Genomic DNA, 18,580 nt, shown 5'->3' with positions numbered 1-18,580 from the left:
GAGTAGCGAACGAACGCATTGCCTGTAACGTTTTTTTATAAGCAAACAGAGGATAGTAAAATTGATATAATGGCTGAATAAATACGCATGATGAAAGCCTGCTATTTTTTCGCCATGTCAGGCAAATTTCATATGGTAAATGACAGAACAAATCCGGCTATTGCGTAGGAAAAAACAAATTATCATCACGGCTCATTAAGGTGATATTGGCCTTAAGAAATTTTCGGGAGAGAACTGTTTTTTAAAGCCTGTATAGGGCAATTTTTCAGACGTGTGCGATTTCCCAATAGCTTTTTGAAAACCGCTTCACACTTTTCCTTGGAGCATCCCGCTATCCTGTGCGCCAAGATTCACATACTAGTCGGGTAGGGGAAGATTACCCTCTCTTCGTTTTCTGAAAATGGTTCCACGCTTTTCAGGATGGGTTTTTGAGTGCCCACGCATCTTATCCGAAAACCGTTTCACACTTTTCGGGATAAGTTTTGAGTATCCACGCATCTTATCCAAAAACCGTTTCACACTTTTCGGGATGAGTTTTTGAGTGCCCACGCATCTTATCCGAAAACCGTTTCACACTTTTCGGGATGCGTGGGGTGTGGTGTGCGGTGTAATAAAATAATCAAGCCTGATTAAGGTCGGGAATGCGAAGCTTTTGACCGGGGAAGATTTTTTCAGGCGATTTCAACATCGGCTTATTTGCCTCGAAAATAATCTTGTTTTTGTCGCCATGACCTTTGCCATAAACTTCTTCGGCAATTTTCCACAAAGTGTCACCCTTTTTCACTTCGTAAAAATGCGGTTCTGCTGATTGAGAACTTGAAGGTTGAGCGGCGGCGGGAGTTTGCGAAGTGCCCGCTTGTGCCGTTTGGTTGCTTGCCGATTTTTGGCCATTCTCTACTTTGAGATTATCGGTATTGACCGATTCAATGCTGTGAAGGTTGCCAACGGCAAGAATGGCTTTTTCAAGTGTTGCCTGATCTTTGACAGCGCCGGTCAGAATTGCTTTGCCGTTCTCGACTGCGACTTTAACGTTTTCTGTTCCAAGATTAAGGCCATCCAAAGCTGTTTTAATGCTTTGTGCATCAGGGGCTTGTTCCCCGAGCCCAAGTTTTTCACCAACCGATTTTACGAAATTAAAAAGTCCCATTGCATTCTCCTTTCAAGAAAATGCGCGTCTTGCCCTTTTGAAGAGGGAGCGGCACATTGTTAGAGGGGAAACCCGTGTTCCGGCTTTCAATGAAAGACATAGAGCAGGAATTTAAATTTCAATCCGGAGTTACTTTTGAACGAGCCTTTTTCACCTCTGAACGAATGTTTTTGGCTTTCAATCTTCGTTCGATCGACCCTTTGGTCGGTTTTGTTTTCCGTCGTTTTGGCGGCGGTGGTTCAGCCGCTTTTTTGACAAGTGAAACAAGTCTTTCACGCGCATCTTGCCGGTTTTTTTCCTGTAAACGAAAACGCGATGCTTCGATGAGAATTTCGCCGTCTTTCGTCGCTTTTTGTCCGGCAAGTTTTATGAGGCGGGTGAATATATCGTGGGGAAGGCCTGCCCGATAAGCGAAAAAGCGTAATTGGACAGCCGTGGCAACCTTGTTGACATTTTGCCCTCCAGGTCCCGAAGCACGAATAAAATTTTCCGCTATATCGCTTTCGCGTATGCAGATTTTTGCACTGATAAAAAGTTCGCCTTTTTCGCTATCCATTTTTGCAATTATAACGTGGATGCGCCAATAAAAAAGCCCGGTTACAAGAACCGGGCTTTCATTTAATTATTTTTGAACTCAGGCCCTAGGGGCTGCGTTTTTCACTTCATCATCAACATGCGGAATGAATTTCTCGAAGTTTTTGATGAACATGCCAGCAAGTTTCTTGACCTGTTCGTCATAGGCGGCTTTGTCTTTCCACGTCGAACGCGGATCAAGAATTTTCGAATCCACTCCGGCAACGGCCTTCGGTACCATAAAGCCGAAATTCTCATCCTTGCGGAATTCGACATTTTTGAGCGAACCGTCCAATGCAGCGTTCAGCAATGCGCGGGTTGCCTTGATCGGCATACGGTTGCCAACTCCGTAAGGACCACCAGTCCAACCGGTATTGATGAGCCAGCAATCAACATGGTGTTCGGCAATTTTCTTGCGCAACAAATTACCATAGACAGAAGGATGACGCGGCATGAACGGTGCGCCAAAGCAGGTCGAGAACGTTGCTTCCGGTTCGGTTACGCCTTTTTCGGTCCCTGCGACCTTGGCTGTATAGCCGGACAGGAAGTGGTACATGGCCTGTGCCGGCGTGAGTTTGGCAATCGGCGGAATAACGCCAAAAGCATCGGCAGTCAGCATGATGATGTTTTTCGGCTGTCCACCCTTACCGGTTTTACTTGCATTATCGACAAAATAGATCGGATAGGCGGCACGGGTATTTTCAGTCAAAGAACCGTCATTGAAATCGGGCTCGCGGTCTTTGTCGAGGACGACGTTTTCAAGAATAGTACCGAAACGTTGGGTTGTGGAATAGATAACCGGTTCCGCTTCGGCAGAGAGCCGGATGACCTTGGCATAGCAACCGCCTTCAAAATTGAAGACGCCGTCATTGCCCCAACCGTGTTCGTCATCGCCGATCAATGTGCGGCTTGCATCGGCCGAAAGTGTTGTCTTGCCGGTTCCTGAAAGGCCGAAGAAAACAGCGGTATCGCCTTTTGGCCCTTCATTGGCTGAAGAGTGCATCGGCATAACGCCTTTTTCAGGCAAAATATAGTTCAGTGCGGTGAAGACCGACTTTTTCATTTCACCGGCATAGGATGTACCGCCAATCAGAACAATAAGACGGGTAAGATCGCAAGCAATCACTGTCTCGGAGCGTGTTCCATGGCGCTTCGGATCGGCACGGAAAGACGGCAGATTGATAATGGTCATCTGCGGAACATAGGATTCCAGAGCTTTGTCATCCGGACGGATGAGGAGGTTGCGGATGAAAACGGCATGCCATGCATATTCTGAGGCAACGCGCGCTCTGATGGAATTTTCATGATCTGCGCCACCGATAAGATCTTCAACAAACAGGTCGCGCCCTTTTGCATGTTCGACAAAATCGGCAAACAACTGGTCGAAATGTTCCTGACTCATCGGTTTGTTGTTGTCCCACCAGATATTGGGTTCGGTCTCTTTTGTGCGAACGATAAACTTGTCTTTTGCTGAACGGCCCGTAAATTGGCCTGTATAGGCAACAAGCGCTCCCTCGGCTGTCAATTTCGCTTCATTGCGACGAATTGCTTCTTCATAAAGAAAAGGCGGTTTAAAATTATAATAAACATTGCCCAGATCTTTAAAACCGAAGCTTTTGAGTGAAGCCTTTGGATTGAATATACCAGTCTCTTTCATAGTACCTCCGCTATTGCCTTTCGAAGCAAAAATGCCCCACACGATTGTGAGTGTCTCCTCCTAAAATCAGAAAACATATTAAATATCAAATATTTAATCGATTTAAAGAAATTTAATTTTTTTAAAAATTGAGTTAATGAAACTTCAAGCATTGTTTGGCGTTTACAAAACCAAAAGCGGAAAAGGTGTTTTTCCTCAGTAAATCAAAGACTTTCGAGGCTTTGCCACAATTTGTACCATATTTGTTTTGCAAAAGTGTTTGCAACACCCATATAAAGAAAATGTATGTTTAATAACGAATGTGGATGTTTCGAAGGTTTTAAAGAAACGTTCCAAAAATAAAAACCGCGAGAAAGAGTCGGAAAACTATGAAAGATATTGCAACCACGACACAGACAATTGCACTTGTCGATGACGATCGCAACATTCTGACATCAGTGTCGATAGCCCTGGAATCGGAAGGCTACCGTGTCGAGACCTATACGGATGGTGCTTCGGCGCTTGAAGGCCTGATGGCGCGTCCACCCAATCTTGCTATCTTCGATATCAAGATGCCGCGTATGGATGGCATGGAATTGTTGCGGCGCTTACGCCAGAAATCGGATTTGCCGGTGATCTTTCTTACCTCGAAGGACGACGAGATCGACGAGCTTTTCGGTTTGAAAATGGGTGCTGACGATTTTATTACCAAGCCGTTTTCACAACGCCTTCTTGTTGAACGTGTCAAGGCCGTTCTAAGGCGTGCAGCAGCGCGCGGTGAACCTGTAAAAGCCAATGCGCAGGCCGCAACCTCTATCGAACGGGGCGATCTTGTTATGGATCAGGAGCGCCACACCTGCACATGGAAAGGTGAACCGGTCATTCTGACAGTGACCGAGTTTCTTATTTTGCAAGCGCTTGCCCAGCGCCCCGGCGTTGTCAAAAGTCGTGATTCGCTGATGGACGCTGCTTATGATGATCAGGTCTATGTTGATGACCGTACCATTGACAGCCATATCAAAAGGCTGCGTAAAAAGTTCAAGCAGGTTGATAACGAGTTTGAAATGATTGAAACTCTTTACGGAGTTGGCTATCGGTTTCGCGAAGTATAAAGCCGGTATAAAGTGTAGTAACGATTATCCCGCTCTTCAAAGCCGGTTATTTGGTGGGGTGCGGGATAGTTCAGTTTTTAACAGTCGGCAAAACCATATGTTCTGGCATATGGTTTTGTTCTGAAAGGTGCGGGCGACCGGATGGTTTCCGAGGAAGCAACAGCGGGCACAGAGGAAAAGACGAAAAAGGGGCAACATTCTCGCAAGACAACCCGTTTCGGGCGTTTGCGCAGGCGCGGACATTATCTGTTCGAGCAGCTTCTTTTCTCAAGCCTGACACGCCGTATCGTTATTCTCAACCTTGCAGCTCTTTGTGTGCTCGTTGCCGGTATTATGTATCTCAACCAGTTTCGGGATGGTTTGATTGACGCCAAGATTGAATCGTTACGCACACAAGGCAAGATTATTGCCGGTGCAATTGCCGCCTCGGCAACGGTTGACACCAATTCGATCCTGATTGATCCCGAAAAACTTATGGAGTTGCAGGCAGGTGAAAGCATCACGCCGAAAGCGGAATCGACAGATAATTGGGATTTTCCGATTAATCCGGAACGTGTTGCGCCGCTATTGCGCAATGTCATTTCACCGGAGACAACGCGTGCCCGCATTTATGACCGGGATGCCAACCTGCTTCTTGATTCAATGGTGCTCTATTCGAGTGGTCAGGTTTTAAGTTACAATCTTCCTCCTATTGCCGAAGATAAGCCCGGTTTTATCGAACGGTTCAGAAACTGGCTCTCCAACACGATTTACGGCAATGATATTGCTGTTGATAAAGATCAGTTGGGTGGAAACGGGGCGGTCTATCCGGAAGTTGTCAAAGCCATGAACGGAATTCTGGCAACAGCACAAAGGCGGAATTCGCAAGGCGAACTGGTTGTTTCTGTTGCTGTTCCGGTGCAGCGTTACCATTCTGTGGTCGGTGTTTTGTTATTGTCGACAGCCGGATCCGATATCGACAATATTGTAACAGCAGAACGGCTTGCAATTTTCAAAGTTTTCGCAGTTGTTGCGGCTGTTCTTTTGGTTCTCTCGCTGTTTCTTGCTTATACGATTGCTAATCCCTTGCGAAAATTGTCGGCAGCGGCTGACCGTGTCCGTCATGGCACCAACAAGCGTGTCGAAATTCCTGATTTTTCGGATAGGCAAGATGAAGTGGGGCATTTGTCAACATCAATCCGCGATATGACCGATGCGCTCTACACTCGTATCGAGGCGATTGAACAATTTGCAGCCGACGTCAGCCATGAATTGAAAAATCCGCTAACTTCGCTCAGAAGTGCCGTTGAAACATTGCCTCTTGCCAAAACGCATGAAGCGCGCGAACGGCTCTTTGATATTATACAGCAGGATGTGCGCCGTCTTGATCGTCTCATTACCGATATTTCCGATGCATCACGCCTTGACGCAGAACTTGCGCGCGAGACATCCGACAAGGTTGACATGGTTGCCATGCTTGAAAGTATTGTAAGAGCCTCGCGAGAGGTTCGTCGCAACAAGATTTCGGCAACAATCGAACTCGAAATAAAACCGCGCAGCGGTGGTAAAAAATATATTGTTGCCGGTCATGATTTGAGGCTCGGACAAGTCGTCTCCAATCTGATTGAAAATGCCCGTTCTTTCATTCCGCATGAAAACGGGAAGATAAAATTAGCCATGCATGCGGAAGGTTCCAAGCTTATCCTGACAGTGGAAGATAACGGCCCGGGAATTCGTGCCGAAAAGATAGACCGGATTTTCGAACGTTTTTATACCGATCGGCCAGGTGCTGAATCGTTCGGGAAAAATTCCGGTCTCGGGCTTTCGATCAGCCGGCAGATTATTGAAGCCCATAATGGTACTTTGACGGCAGAAAATATCTATTCCGACAAAGAACCGGATAAAAAACTGGGTGCCCGTTTCATCATTGTTCTGCCACTCGAGAAATAGCAATTTGCTTTTAAAACAAGGAAGAAGCTGTGTCTGAAAGCGCTGAATACCCTCTCACACTTCACGCAAATTGTTTTATCCTCGGGAATAAGGGTGTTTTGCTCACCGGTGCATCGGCTTCCGGTAAATCGGCGCTTACTCTGGCACTTGTTGAACGTGCATCGTGGTGCGGCAAGCGTGGTTGTCTTGTCAGCGATGACTATACAGAATTATTCGTAAAGCAGGGAACGCTCTATGGGCGGGTGCCGAAGACACTCTCCGGCGGCATCGAGATCAGGGGGGCGGGGCTATACCGGATGGCGTTCGAGCCCGAAGTTGCAATCAACTTTGTTGTTAGCCTATCGAAAGAGGCAAAACGTTATCCCGAGGATGATAAAATAACTTATTGTGGCATTGAACTGCCGCTTTATATTCTTCCCGATTTGAATACTGCTGACAGCCTAACAATTTGTCAGGCAATTGAAGCATTGGCACTAAAAACACCTTGGAAAGAAAGCAATTTCCAATTCAAATCATGTTGAAAAACAATATTTTTATATATCCGGCAAAGATTTTTCTTGGCACAGATGAATTCACCTGCCAGAATACAAAACTCACTGTTGATTTTCATGAAACAAGACGGCCGGGGCGCTGGTGACAGGAGCATTGTTGAATGATCGGACTCGTGCTTGTAACGCACGGCAGATTGGCTGAAGAGTTTTTACATGCGGTGGAGCATGTTGTGGGTCCTCAGGAAAAATTTGCCACAGTGTGTATTGGCCCTGAAGATGATATGGATCAACGTCGTAAGGATATTGTTGCAGCTGTCAATTCGGTCGAAGATGGACAGGGTGTCATCATTCTTACCGACATGTTTGGCGGCACACCTTCCAATCTTGCTATTTCAATTATGCAGGAAGGCAAAACAGAAGTGATCGCCGGCGTCAATTTGCCAATGCTTATCAAGCTTACATCCGTGCGACAATCAAATGATATCAAACTGGTCGATGCCTTGAAAGCCGCGCAGGATGCGGGGCGTAAATACATCAATGTTCCAAGCATGCTGTTATCGGATGAATAGAAAACTTCTATTTAAGAAAAAATGGATAGTCTTTTAAAGCGGCAACTGATTATTTCAAATAAAAGAGGCCTTCATGCACGGGCATCGGCAAAATTTGTGCAAACTGTCGAAAGTTTCGATGCTGTCGTCGAAGTGGAAAAAGATGGACAGACAGTTGGCGGCAACTCGATCATGGGATTGATGATGTTGGCAGCTTCCCAAGGAAGCCATATTGATGTTACTGCGCAAGGTAAAGAAGCAAGCGAAGTACTTGATGCCCTCGAAAAACTCGTGAACAATAAATTCGACGAAGAAAGCTAGGATGTTAAAAATCCGGTTTTCTATGAGGGATTGAAGGCACTGAGAATTCGGCTATTTGTTCGGTATCCAGCCAATCGACACACAATAATCAACCGCTATATTGAAACGAAAGATATAAAATATTTTTCATATCACGGGCAGTTCAAAAAAAGTTTTTCCCGTATAACAATCGGCATAGGGTTTTACGGGCGTGCCGGTTTTCTATCTGACTTTATCCCTATTATATCTTATAGAAAATTCCGTTTTTCTTCATTATCTTTCAATCTTCGAACAAACAAAATCAAACAAAAATTAGAAGATGCAAGTGAGCGAATTTGCTGAACAAAAATAATCATCATGACAGCGAAGCTATCTGGCCGAGACAATAGCCAATCGACCAATTGAAAGATGGCGAAGGTGAGATTTAGAGTATTCTTTTTGCGATACTATCCGGTTTCGAAGATTCTCTTCTCTGACATCAAGCGGCCGTGCATTAAATAAAAATAGTTAGAAAATTATCGCAGACGTAGTTGGAAATTTTAAAGGAACGCGAATGCTTCTTCATTCGATTGATGTGATTGGAACTTTTGTTTTTGCTTTAAGCGGTGCCAGTGCAGGTATCCGGCGCGGTTTCGATTTCTTCGGTGTTTTTGTTGTTGCGATGGCAACTGCCTGTGGTGGCGGTATCATGCGCGATTTGTGTTTGGGAGCAACGCCGCCTGTTGGACTTACCGATATCGAATATATGATAGCCATTATCGGAGCGGTGTTGCTCGGCATTTTTTGTCAGGAATTGATTATGCGGATGGAAAAACCGACTCTCTGGCTTGATGCTTTGGGGCTCGGCTTTTTTGCGGCTTTCGGTTCGGATAAAGCTTATCAAATGACAGGCAATATCCAGATTTCAATCATCCTGGGATGTGCGAGTGCTGTTGGCGGTGGATGCGTAAGAGATATTCTGACCGGTCGCACGCCGATAATCTTCAGCAAAGAAATTTATGCGAGTGCATCTATCGTCGGCTCCGCTATCGTTCTTTTGGGGTCTGCCCGGCTCATATCTCCGACAATCGCAATATGGAGCGCAATTGCGGTTTGCACTTTTATCCGCATTATCTCTATCCATTATCAGATCAATCTTCCTCCCATCACATTGAAAACGCCAAACCGCCCGAAATAAGTCTTGTGAAGGCTTAGGGAAATTCCAACTTTACGTTTGTTGACAGCTGCCTTTCTTCAGTCCATCTTTTGATTGGAAAATATGAAAGGAAAAACAGTAATGGAAGAAATCCGTTCAACACAAGTTGTGCTCGCGTCCCGCCCGCATGGAGTGCCTGTTAAAGAAAATTTTGCATTCGAAACAGTCAAATTGCCGGAACCGAAGAATGGCGAAGTGTTGATAAAGATCATTTATCTTTCATTGGATCCCTATATGCGTCAACGTATGTCGGACGCGCCATCCTATGACAAGCCGGTAGCAATCGGTGATGTCATGGTCGGTGGAACTGTAGGGGAAGTTGTCAGCTCCAACCACAAAGATTTCAAGAAAGGCGACAAGGTTCTCTCGGCAAGTGGCTGGCAAAGTTACAGCATTGAAAAAGGTGAAAACCTAAAAAAATTAGATAATTTTGACGCACCATTATCAACTGCTTTAGGTATTCTTGGTATGCCGGGTTTTACTGCCTATGCCGGAATGCGCAACATCGGTAAACCGAAAAAGGGCGAGACAGTGGTTGTTGCAGCAGCAACGGGAACTGTCGGTGCGATGGTTGGGCAACTTGCAAAAATCGCAGGTGCCAAGGCGGTCGGCATTGCCGGTGGTCCGGAAAAATGTGCTTTTGGTCGCGATGTTCTGGGATTTGATGTCATGCTCGACCACAGAAGCACCGATTTTGCCGAACGTCTTGCCAAGGCCTGTCCTGAAGGTATTGACGTTTATTATGAAAATGTCGGCGGCAAGGTGTGGGATGCAGTATTTCCCCTTTTAAATCCTTTTGCCCGTATACCTGTTTGCGGTTTGATAGCCCAATATAACGGCTCTAACAATGTAAAACACGATGTTGACCGTTTGCCGGAATTGATGAATGCGATTTTGATAAAAAGTATGCTTGTTCGCGGTTTTATCGAACGGGAATTCGAACAGCAAAGACCCGAGTTCATTGTCCAGGCACAAGAGTGGTTGCGTCAGGGACATCTCAAATATCGCGAGGATATTATCGAAGGTCTGGAAAACGCGCCAGAAGCTTTTATCGGCCTTCTTCAGGGTAAAAATTTCGGTAAAGTCATTATCCGTTTATAGTGATCGTAACTATAGGGAGCTCGTCGGAAAATTGTTCTGGCGAGCTCTCAGTAAAAGCTGATGGGAAAATAACGCAGATAAAGCTCGGTGAGCTTTCCTTTGCGTTCCAGTGATTTCAATGCATAGTTCAAGGCTTCGACCAGTTGCGGATTATCTTTTGAGACGGCAATTCTAAGGCCGCTTTGTAAAAATTGCGGGGCGATATATGCTCCACCCACAAATTGGCAACAATTTTCCGATTGAGGATCATTCAACCATTGGGAAAATGCCATTCCGTCGCCGAATGCGAGATCAATATTTTTGGCTTTCAGCGCCGCCTGCAAACTTTCATCATTTTTAAATGGTTGCCATTTTACTTCCGGAAAATAGGCGGAAAAAAGTGCTTCATGAGCACTTTTGCTTACAATGCCTATTTTGTATTTCTTCAAGTCTTTTTCGATAGGTTCAGTAAGCGCAATATTTCCCGAACTTACAAAGCGTGCCGGAAACCTCAGGTAGCTTTGCGTGAAAATCAGGCTTTTGGCAGTCTCCGGTGTTTCATTCATACCGGCAATGATGGCCTCTCCGCCATGTTCATTCATGTGGGAGATCAGTTCATTCCAGGGAACAGCCTCCACTTCACAAACTTGTTCCAGTTTCAATTCCATGCAAATGGCACGTAACAGGTCAATATTATATCCGGAAAGTCGTCCTGTTTTATCAATAAAATTGAAAGGCGGGAAATCGACAGTGGTTAAAAATCTCAATCTCTGAAGGGTTCCGAGATTGGGGTGGTTCAATCGTTCCTGGGAATCAAAAAAATGCGGCAATCCCGATGTTGATGGATCAACAGCCTCACTTGTTGTCGGATAAAGAGAGATAAAGGAAAAAGCAACCAACGCGGATAAAGACAATTTGTGATGCAGCATGACGGTTATCCGCATAGCATAAATATTTGTGTATCGATATCAGTAAAAAGGATAGATATCGTTTTGTAAATACCTATCCCGCTATATTCAGATCAGGTTCTCGCTGGCGTTACGTAAGAAGTCCGGTCCTGCGCCGATAATTTTTTCGTCTTCGGGACCGATTGCCGAAATATTGCGGTCGGCATAGGGAATAGAAAGAAGCACACGACGGATTACCGCAAGCCGTGCACGCCTTTTGTCATTGGATTTGACAATTGTCCAAGGAGCCATAGCCGAGTGGGTGCGCTCGATCATGCGATCGGCAGCTTTGCCGTAATCATCCCAAAGGGTAATTCCCGCTTCATCCATTTTGGAAAATTTCCAGTGTTTCAACGGACTATGACGGCGTTCATGAAAACGCTTCAATTGCATTTCCTGCCCGATATCAAGCCAGATTTTGAAAAATCTGATGCCATCGGAAACAATCAATTTTTCAAATGTTGGCGCTTCGGCAAGAAATGTCTCGACTTGTGCAGGGGTTGCAAATTTCATAACCGCTTCAACGCCTGCGCGGTTGTACCATGAGCGGTCGAATGTGACGAATTCTCCATGGGTAGGAAAATGGCGCACATAGCGCTGGAAGTACCATTGGCCACTTTCTGTTTCGTCGGGCTTCGGCAAAGCAACGTTGCGCGCAGTACGCGGATTCATATATTGGCGAAGTGTAAAAATCGTCCCGCCTTTACCGGCAGCATCTCGCCCTTCGAACAAAGCAACAACCCGTTCGCCCGTTTCAAGAAGCCAGGATTGCAATTTGACCAGCTCGATTTGCAGATCCTGCAATGTCTCTTCATATTCCTTACGGGGCATTTTTTTGTCGTAAGGATAGTTTCCCGATGTCAAAGCATTTTTCTGGATCCATTCGGGAAGTTTCGGTTCGTTAATATCAAAAACGCGCTTTTTCCCCGCGACTGTCAATTTGATGCCGACATCTTCTTTTTCATGTTTTGACTGATTTGTTTTTTTTGATTTTTGAGCCACAATAAATCCCTTATCAATAAACAACCATTTTCAAACACCGGATTTTAAAAAACCGGATATTGAAAGCGGCTGGAAGCTTTGTCCAAAATAAAAACCCTCTGAGCGCGTTGTGCAGGGCACAAAAATACCACCCGATAAAATGACTATAAAACTTCATCTTCAAAAAAGAAAATGGCTTTTCGGTTCTTTTGCCTAAAAATATCAGCACTTTGTTTAAAATAACCGAACTCTTTCGGAAATCGGGAATAATAATATTTTATCGGAATTTCGAATTCCGCTTCGCCACCCGTTAAAATTAATAATCCACTTGTGTGAGATAAAGTCCCGACGGGGGAGCAACCATACCGCAACGGCGACGGTCTTTGGCATCAAGCGCAGCTTCAAGATCATCCGCACTCCAGCGACCGACGCCCACTTCCATCAAGCTGCCGGCAAAAGACCGGATCTGGTTATGAAGAAATGAACGGGCACTTGCATAAATATGTATCTCTTCGCCGATACGTTTGACATCAAGCTGGTCAAGGGTTTTTACCGGGCTCTTTGCCTGACATTCACTCGAGCGAAAAGTGGTAAAGTCATGAAGCCCCAGAAGCCGCTTCGCCGCTTCATCCATTTTTTTCGCATCAAGTTTTTTAGGTACCCACCAAACACGGTTTGCTTCAAGAACCGCCGGTGCGCGTCTGTTCAAGATGACAAAATGATAATGGCGTTTTCGGGCGGAGAAACGTGCGTCGAAATCAGCGGTGGCCTCTTCCGATTTCAAAATTGCAACATTTTCTTTGTTAAGGGTCAGATGTGCATTGATAGCATCTCGTACTTTGTCGGCACGCATATCTCTTTGAAGATCGACATGTGCAACTTGTCCTGTCGCATGCACACCGGCGTCGGTACGACCGGCACCAAAAATTGTCACTTTTTCGCCTGTAAAAGCAAAGATGGCTTCTTCAATCGCCGCCTGAACGGTTCTTAAGCCATCCTGTCGTTGCCAACCGCAATAATTCGTCCCGTCATATTCAATTGTTAATTTGAAGCGTGCCATATCAATAGACTTTGGTTACATGAAAACCATGCAAAAAAGTTTCCGCATCCATAGCCTTGCCACCGGCTTTTTGCAGCCGCGTAATTTGTAAACACCCTTCGCCACAATGGATTGTCAAGGTTTCAGGGTCGATATGGCCTGCGCCAAGGGAAGAACTTGCAACAAGCGTTGCTTTTAGTAACTTGACCCGTTCCCGTTTACCGGAAATTTCCATCTCGCACCAGCTCCCGGGAAAAGGCGAAAGCCCACATATACGTTTTTGCAACTCTTTTGCCGGTTTCGACCAGTCAATACGGGTTTCATCCTTGGTGATTTTTTTGGCATAAGTTTCCCCCTCCGATTTCTGAGGGGTCAGTGTCAGATCACCTTGTTCCAGCTTTTCCATGGCTTTTACCATGAGAGGGGCGGCAATTTTTTCCAACTCGTCGTAAAGTTCGCCTGCGGTCATATCAGGGGCAATGTCGATTGATTTTGAAAGTGCGATAGGGCCGGTATCAAGTCCTTCATCCATTTTCATAATCATCATACCGGTTTTTTTATCGCCAGCCATAATTGCCCGCTGGATGGGGGCAGCGCCACGCCAACGCGGCAAAAGCGAAGCATGACCATTAAAACAGCCAAAACGCGGTGCATCAAGAATGGCTTTTGGCAATAAAAGCCCGTAAGCCACAACAATCGCCGCATCAAGCTTGAATGACGAAAAACGTTCCTGTTCTTGCCGGTCTTTCAAGCTTTTGGGAGTAAGAACTTCAATGCCGAGTTTTTCGGCAGCAGAGGCAACAGGTGTGGGGGTAAGTTCCAATCCGCGCCGGCCAGCCGGACGCGGCGGCTGGCTATAGACGGCCACAATCTCGTGGCCTGCCTGATGAAGTGCTTCAAGAACGGGAACCGAAAATTCCGGCGTTCCCATAAAGGCAAGCCGCAAAGACATTATAACCGTGCTCCGCTTTGCGCTTTTTCTTTGGCCAATTTTTTAAATTTGCGGATGACCATATCACGTTTCAATCTGGATATATGGTCGATAAACAGAACGCCGTTGAGATGGTCGATTTCATGCTGCAAACAGGTTGCCAACAAACCATCGGCCTCGATTTCATTCTCTTTACCCTCGCGATCAAGATAGCTCACACGTACACGTTTCGGGCGCTCCACTTCCGCATAATAGTCGGGAATGGATAGGCAGCCTTCTTCGTAGACGTTGGGTTCATCCGATTGCCATAAAATTTCCGGATTGATGAAAACTTGCGGGGCTTTGGGTTCGTCTTTACCGGCAACATCAATCACCAAAAGACGTAAAGGCTCGCCGATCTGTATTGCTGCCAGTCCGATTCCGGGAGCTTCATACATTGTTTCCAACATATCGTCAGCCAATTTTTGCAATGGCTTATCAACGCGCTCGATCGGTTTCGAAACTTTGCGCAAAATAGGATCAGGGAGAATAACTAAAGGTTTTATCGACATAAAGAAGAGGTAATCAATCACATTTCGTACGTCAATGCGATATTGTTGATTTTCTCAGCCTTTTGATCGCTTTGTGACGGGAAAACCGCTAATCTTGAAAAATGTTTGATTCGTCGTCTCATCCTCTCATTCCCGTTGCCGGCTTTTCTTTCACTATGATGGACTGGCTGCTCATGATCCTTGCGGCCATGCTTGTTGTCATGATTATTGTTATCATCATTGGCAACCGGCGCCGCTCTGTCCTTGATACACAGGTTGCAGAACGGGCGAGAGATGCCGAAATCCATATGAACGAACTTCTGAAAACGCAAGCCGAAATGCAAGGCCGCATGCAAACAATGGCTGAAATATTCGGCCGCAGGCAAGCCGAACTCAATCAATCGATCCGCGAACAATTGACCGGCATGAGCAACAATCTTGGTCAGACAATTAATGCGCAGACAAAATCGACGCATGAAAATCTTGCCAAATTACAGGAAAGGTTGGCCATTATTGACACAGCGCAAAACAACATCCAGTCGCTTGCCGGCCAAGTTGTGCAGTTGCAGGCGATTTTGAGCAACAAACAAACCCGCGGGGCATTCGGGCAGGGCAGAATGGAAGCCATTATTTCCGATGGCTTGCCGCCCAATGCCTATGCTTTTCAAGCAACACTTTCCAATGGAACGCGGCCTGATTGTTTGGTCTTTATGCCAAATCATGCCCCGTCATTGGTTATCGACGCAAAATTCCCGCTGGAAGCGTGGAATAATATGCGTGAAGCGCCGACACCTCAGGAAAAACAGGCTGCCGAACGCCAGTTCCAGACCGATATGGATACACATATCAAGGCCATTTCGGGAAAATATATGATCCCCGGAGAAACGCAGGATACGGCCTTCATGTTTGTGCCTTCGGAGTCAATCTTCGCTACAATTCATGAAGATTTTGAAGGAATCGTTCAAAAAGCCAATCGCGCGCGTGTCATCATTGTTTCACCATCTCTTCTGATGTTATCGATTCAGGTGGTGCAAGCCATTATGAAAGATGCCCGTATGCGCGAACAAGCGCATTTGATACAAACCGAAGTCGGGCGCCTGATGGAAGAAGTTGTGCGCCTTGATGATCGGGTGAAGAAACTGCATAGTCATTTTCAAAGCACGTCCAAAGATGTCGAGGATATCCTTACGACGACCGGAAAAATCAAAAATCGTGGAGACAGAATCGAACAACTCGATTTGAAGGAGCCTGCAAAAACCGATACGCCACCAACCAAGTCTGCTCAGCAACTGGGGTTGGATATTCAAAAATAGTTTGACGTTAAAACGTATAGCTACAAATGCAGTTTGGCGAAGCAAACTGTAAGTAAATTTGTTGAAGCAATCTGTAAGTAAAAAGGATTCGACTCTTAGTCTGGTTTTCACACCGAAAATCGACGGCGAATTCATCTATCAAAGAAAATAAAAAAGTTGCGACGCATCATAAAACAATTTTGCGCCGCAACCTTCATTATCAATTCAGGAATAAGTGGTGTCACGATTACCAGCGGTAGCCGACGCCGACTTTACCGGCAATTTCATCACGTTTGCCGGCAACGCCTTTGATACCTGCATTGGCAACCCAGCCTTGCATTCCCTGATTTTGCTCGTATTTACCGCCCACTTCAAAGACGGCACTTGCACCGCTAAAATCGGGCTTGTCGACGCGGTAACTGTCGAGTTTTCCCTCGATTTCGCCATCAAGTTCCTGTTCCCAGGCGGCACCTGCATAAAGTTTTGCCTCTTGCGTAACCTTATGGTCAAGGCGGGCACCCAAATGCGTGCGAACAGAGCGGGCACTATCAAAGCCCAAATGTTCTTGAGCCTTTGACAATGTCGAGAAATTCTCGATTTCTGTCCACAACAAACGACCATTCAAAGTAAGTTTGTTGTCGGGCGAAATTTCGAGTTCTTTACCCCCGCCAATATGGAAGCCGTAATAATTCGAGCTTTTATCATCAAAGCCGCCATTCACGATGTCGCCGCTTTTAAAGTCACGTTTAACCCGTCCGGCGCGTCCCGAACTGTCGATAAACCAACCATTATCCCACGTCTGTTTGGTATAAAGGCCACCGCCGGTGTAACTGAAATCACCTTTTCCATGAATACTCTGATGGTAGGTATCAAAATCACCATCGCCGTGCTCGATGAAGACGGTGGCAAGAAGATTGCCCTGGTCTTCATGATAACGGATGCCGCCACCACCCATCAAATGGTAGCCATCATTCTTGATATGGCTTCCCGTTTCGACTTTTTGCCGGAAACCACTGCCTTGTAGGAAAACAACGCCTTCAACAGTTTGACCGAATTTTTTGACTTCCATTGGTAGAACATAATCGTCAATCGAAGCAATCTGGTCAGCACCATAGTTAAGAGCGTTAAGTGCTGCCGCGTTGCTCTGGAAATAGGCATTGGCTTTGGCGCGGTTGATTGTTACCGCACCATAGTTATCGGTATAAATATTGCCTTTGCCATCATCTTTTCCGATAAGATTCGGTTGGGTTCCATTATTTCCTTTGGCATTATTCTGATTGTTATTATCGGAATTGGTATTTTGGTTATTCGAACTGTTGTCGCTGGAACCGCTATCGGTATCATTTCCTTTTCCGGAATTATTCCCGTTAGTGTTATTGTCGCCGGAATTATTGTTTTTACCCGAATCACTATTGCTTCCGGATTGATCATTTATTCCCGAATTACTACCCTTACCCGTTTCATCACCGGTATTTGAAGGAGGTGTCGGCCCTTTAAGCGAGGCAACCAGATTATCTCTCTGCGTGGCGATATCAAAGTTCCAATTTTTCGCACCATTTGAAAGTGTCTGGTTTGTCGTTGACGAATTTCCAACAACGTCACCATCAATCAATCTGATCTGATCACCCGGGCTCAAACGGCGTAAATCGGTGCCGGCAAGTCTGAGCGCGACCGCGGCATTATTGATTGAAACTTTGCCATCACCTGTCATCTTTAATAAGGAATCGCCATTTTGAATGTTTTCAGGGAGATAGAAAATTAATTTAGGAGCTGAATCGTCTGGATTTGGATCCTTTGAATTTGGATCTTTTGGTTTTGAATCTAAAATCAGATCTTTGTTAATCGAAAATTTTGCAGGTTGAATAACAGCGCTGTCGTCTTGACCTTCTGCGCTTGGGCTCTCTACTTTATTTCCGATTGTCAATGACGAAATAGAATATTCGCCATTTCCCTCGATCGTGACTTTGCGGCCCATACCGATTGTCATATCACCGAATGTCACACCCGTGTTAGTGTGTGGGGACCAGGATTGGGTGTTGTCAAGATTAAGTGTGAGATTACCGTTGCTGGCGTCTAGTTGATTGGTTTTAAACTTTAACTCCCCGTCTTGACGTGTGAGGTTGATAGAGACATCCTCACCGCCGACAATTACAGATCCCGCCAAGAATTCAATATTGCCGGCATTATTTTTGCTCGGATCGTTGCCGCCTGCTTTTCCACTTGTAATACTTATATTTTTCGTAACTGTGATTTTTTTGTCGGAACCCTTTAAACGCACGTTCCCTCCTGGTCCACCAGCTCCTACAGTTCCTGACTGGCCTTCAGGTAATAACGCAGGATTTCCTCCATCGCCGGCCTCGAGGATAATATTTTCTATGCTGATATCCTTCTCAATAGTCGCACCAACATCTGCTCCTGAGCCGCCTTGATTGTGTATGAATTCGTTACCTGACGATATATCGCCAAAGTTGATGCCGTCCAGCGCATTTTTCTGATCGTCAGTCAACGTGTTTTTGCCGGTATACGAATCCGAAGCACCAGTGCCACCAGCGCCACCAGTACCTCCATTTTCACCCGAACCTTGACCACCATGACCGCGAATATCAGGCTTTTCCGCGCTGATGAGAGCACCTGCACCATAACCACCATTTCCGGTTAGCGACCCGCCACCACCACCACCGCCGGAAAGAAAAATCGATTGTGCGACAACCGGTTGAATAGCTGTCAGGGACAAAATGCCAATTCCCAAGGTTCCTGCGAGTGCCGTGGCTCCCAACGAGTTCGAGTGAAGTTTTAGACGTAAGCACTTCATGAGAAATGTCCTTAGAATGAATATCATTGCGGACAAT

17 protein-coding genes are annotated in these 18,580 nt (G+C 45.8%); 8 read left to right on the top strand and 9 right to left on the bottom strand.

Annotation, left to right across the window (positions count from 1 at the left end):
* Positions 1-619: 619 nt before the first annotated feature.
* The 3 genes from H3V12_RS08005 to H3V12_RS07995 form a co-directional block, all read right to left on the bottom strand.
* Positions 620-1,147, bottom strand: a complete 528-nt coding sequence (locus H3V12_RS08005; protein ID WP_198214246.1) for a LysM and BON domain-containing protein — start codon at positions 1,145-1,147, stop codon at positions 620-622.
* A 118-nt stretch (positions 1,148-1,265) separates the two neighbouring features.
* On the bottom strand, positions 1,266-1,703 hold the full coding sequence (gene arfB / locus H3V12_RS08000; protein ID WP_198214245.1) for an alternative ribosome rescue aminoacyl-tRNA hydrolase ArfB: 438 nt from the start codon (positions 1,701-1,703) through the stop codon (positions 1,266-1,268).
* A 78-nt stretch (positions 1,704-1,781) separates the two neighbouring features.
* Positions 1,782-3,377, bottom strand: coding sequence for a phosphoenolpyruvate carboxykinase (locus H3V12_RS07995; RefSeq protein WP_198214244.1), 1,596 nt, complete (start codon positions 3,375-3,377; stop codon positions 1,782-1,784).
* A 368-nt stretch (positions 3,378-3,745) separates the two neighbouring features.
* Between H3V12_RS07995 and H3V12_RS07990 the strand changes: the two genes are divergently transcribed.
* The 7 genes from H3V12_RS07990 to H3V12_RS07960 all read left to right on the top strand — a co-directional run bounded on the left by H3V12_RS07990 (position 3,746) and on the right by H3V12_RS07960 (position 10,032).
* On the top strand, positions 3,746-4,468 hold the full coding sequence (locus H3V12_RS07990; protein ID WP_077969906.1) for a response regulator transcription factor: 723 nt from the start codon (positions 3,746-3,748) through the stop codon (positions 4,466-4,468).
* 141 nt (positions 4,469-4,609) lie between these two features.
* Entirely contained in the window at positions 4,610-6,397 is a 1,788-nt protein-coding gene (locus H3V12_RS07985) for a sensor histidine kinase (protein WP_198214243.1), read from the top strand.
* A gap of 29 nt (positions 6,398-6,426) precedes the next feature.
* On the top strand, positions 6,427-6,918 hold the full coding sequence (locus H3V12_RS07980; protein ID WP_198214242.1) for an HPr kinase/phosphatase C-terminal domain-containing protein: 492 nt from the start codon (positions 6,427-6,429) through the stop codon (positions 6,916-6,918).
* Positions 6,919-7,049: 131 nt separating this feature from the next.
* A complete protein-coding gene (locus H3V12_RS07975; protein ID WP_198214241.1) occupies positions 7,050-7,457 on the top strand; it encodes a PTS sugar transporter subunit IIA in 408 nt (135 codons plus the stop codon).
* Between the two features lie 21 nt (positions 7,458-7,478).
* Positions 7,479-7,757, top strand: a complete 279-nt coding sequence (locus H3V12_RS07970) for an HPr family phosphocarrier protein (RefSeq protein WP_198214240.1) — start codon at positions 7,479-7,481, stop codon at positions 7,755-7,757.
* A 532-nt stretch (positions 7,758-8,289) separates the two neighbouring features.
* Positions 8,290-8,913 carry a trimeric intracellular cation channel family protein gene (locus H3V12_RS07965; RefSeq protein WP_198214239.1) on the top strand — a complete coding sequence of 208 codons (624 nt, stop codon included), beginning with the start codon at positions 8,290-8,292 and terminating at the stop codon, positions 8,911-8,913.
* A gap of 99 nt (positions 8,914-9,012) precedes the next feature.
* Entirely contained in the window at positions 9,013-10,032 is a 1,020-nt protein-coding gene (locus tag H3V12_RS07960; RefSeq protein WP_198214238.1) for an NADP-dependent oxidoreductase, read from the top strand.
* Between the two features lie 47 nt (positions 10,033-10,079).
* Here H3V12_RS07960 and H3V12_RS07955 read toward each other — a convergent pair whose 3' ends face one another.
* The 5 genes from H3V12_RS07955 to def form a co-directional block, all read right to left on the bottom strand.
* Entirely contained in the window at positions 10,080-10,940 is an 861-nt protein-coding gene (locus H3V12_RS07955) for a transporter substrate-binding domain-containing protein (RefSeq protein WP_198214237.1), read from the bottom strand.
* 87 nt (positions 10,941-11,027) lie between these two features.
* Complete coding sequence (gene ppk2 / locus H3V12_RS07950; RefSeq protein ID WP_075869937.1) at positions 11,028-11,960, bottom strand: polyphosphate kinase 2; 933 nt, start codon at positions 11,958-11,960, stop codon at positions 11,028-11,030.
* 295 nt (positions 11,961-12,255) lie between these two features.
* Positions 12,256-12,999 carry a tRNA pseudouridine(38-40) synthase TruA gene (truA, locus tag H3V12_RS07945; RefSeq protein ID WP_198214236.1) on the bottom strand — a complete coding sequence of 248 codons (744 nt, stop codon included), beginning with the start codon at positions 12,997-12,999 and terminating at the stop codon, positions 12,256-12,258.
* 1 nt (position 13,000) lies between these two features.
* Positions 13,001-13,930: a methionyl-tRNA formyltransferase gene (gene fmt, locus H3V12_RS07940; protein WP_198214235.1), complete on the bottom strand. Its 930-nt coding sequence runs from the start codon at positions 13,928-13,930 to the stop codon at positions 13,001-13,003.
* Complete coding sequence (def, locus tag H3V12_RS07935) at positions 13,930-14,460, bottom strand: peptide deformylase (protein WP_075869635.1); 531 nt, start codon at positions 14,458-14,460, stop codon at positions 13,930-13,932. The genes fmt and def overlap by 1 nt, the downstream gene beginning before the upstream one ends.
* A gap of 101 nt (positions 14,461-14,561) precedes the next feature.
* Here def and rmuC point away from each other — a divergent pair, with 101 nt between their 5' ends.
* Complete coding sequence (gene rmuC, locus H3V12_RS07930; RefSeq protein ID WP_198214234.1) at positions 14,562-15,752, top strand: DNA recombination protein RmuC; 1,191 nt, start codon at positions 14,562-14,564, stop codon at positions 15,750-15,752.
* A 226-nt stretch (positions 15,753-15,978) separates the two neighbouring features.
* Here rmuC and H3V12_RS07925 read toward each other — a convergent pair whose 3' ends face one another.
* Entirely contained in the window at positions 15,979-18,543 is a 2,565-nt protein-coding gene (locus tag H3V12_RS07925; RefSeq protein ID WP_198214233.1) for an autotransporter outer membrane beta-barrel domain-containing protein, read from the bottom strand.
* Positions 18,544-18,580 lie beyond the last annotated feature (37 nt).

The organism is Bartonella sp. W8167, from assembly GCF_016100335.1.
GTDB lineage: Bacteria > Pseudomonadota > Alphaproteobacteria > Rhizobiales > Rhizobiaceae > Bartonella > Bartonella apis.
Note: the sequence above shows the minus strand (reverse complement) of the source record. Positions and strands in the feature narration are given on the sequence as shown.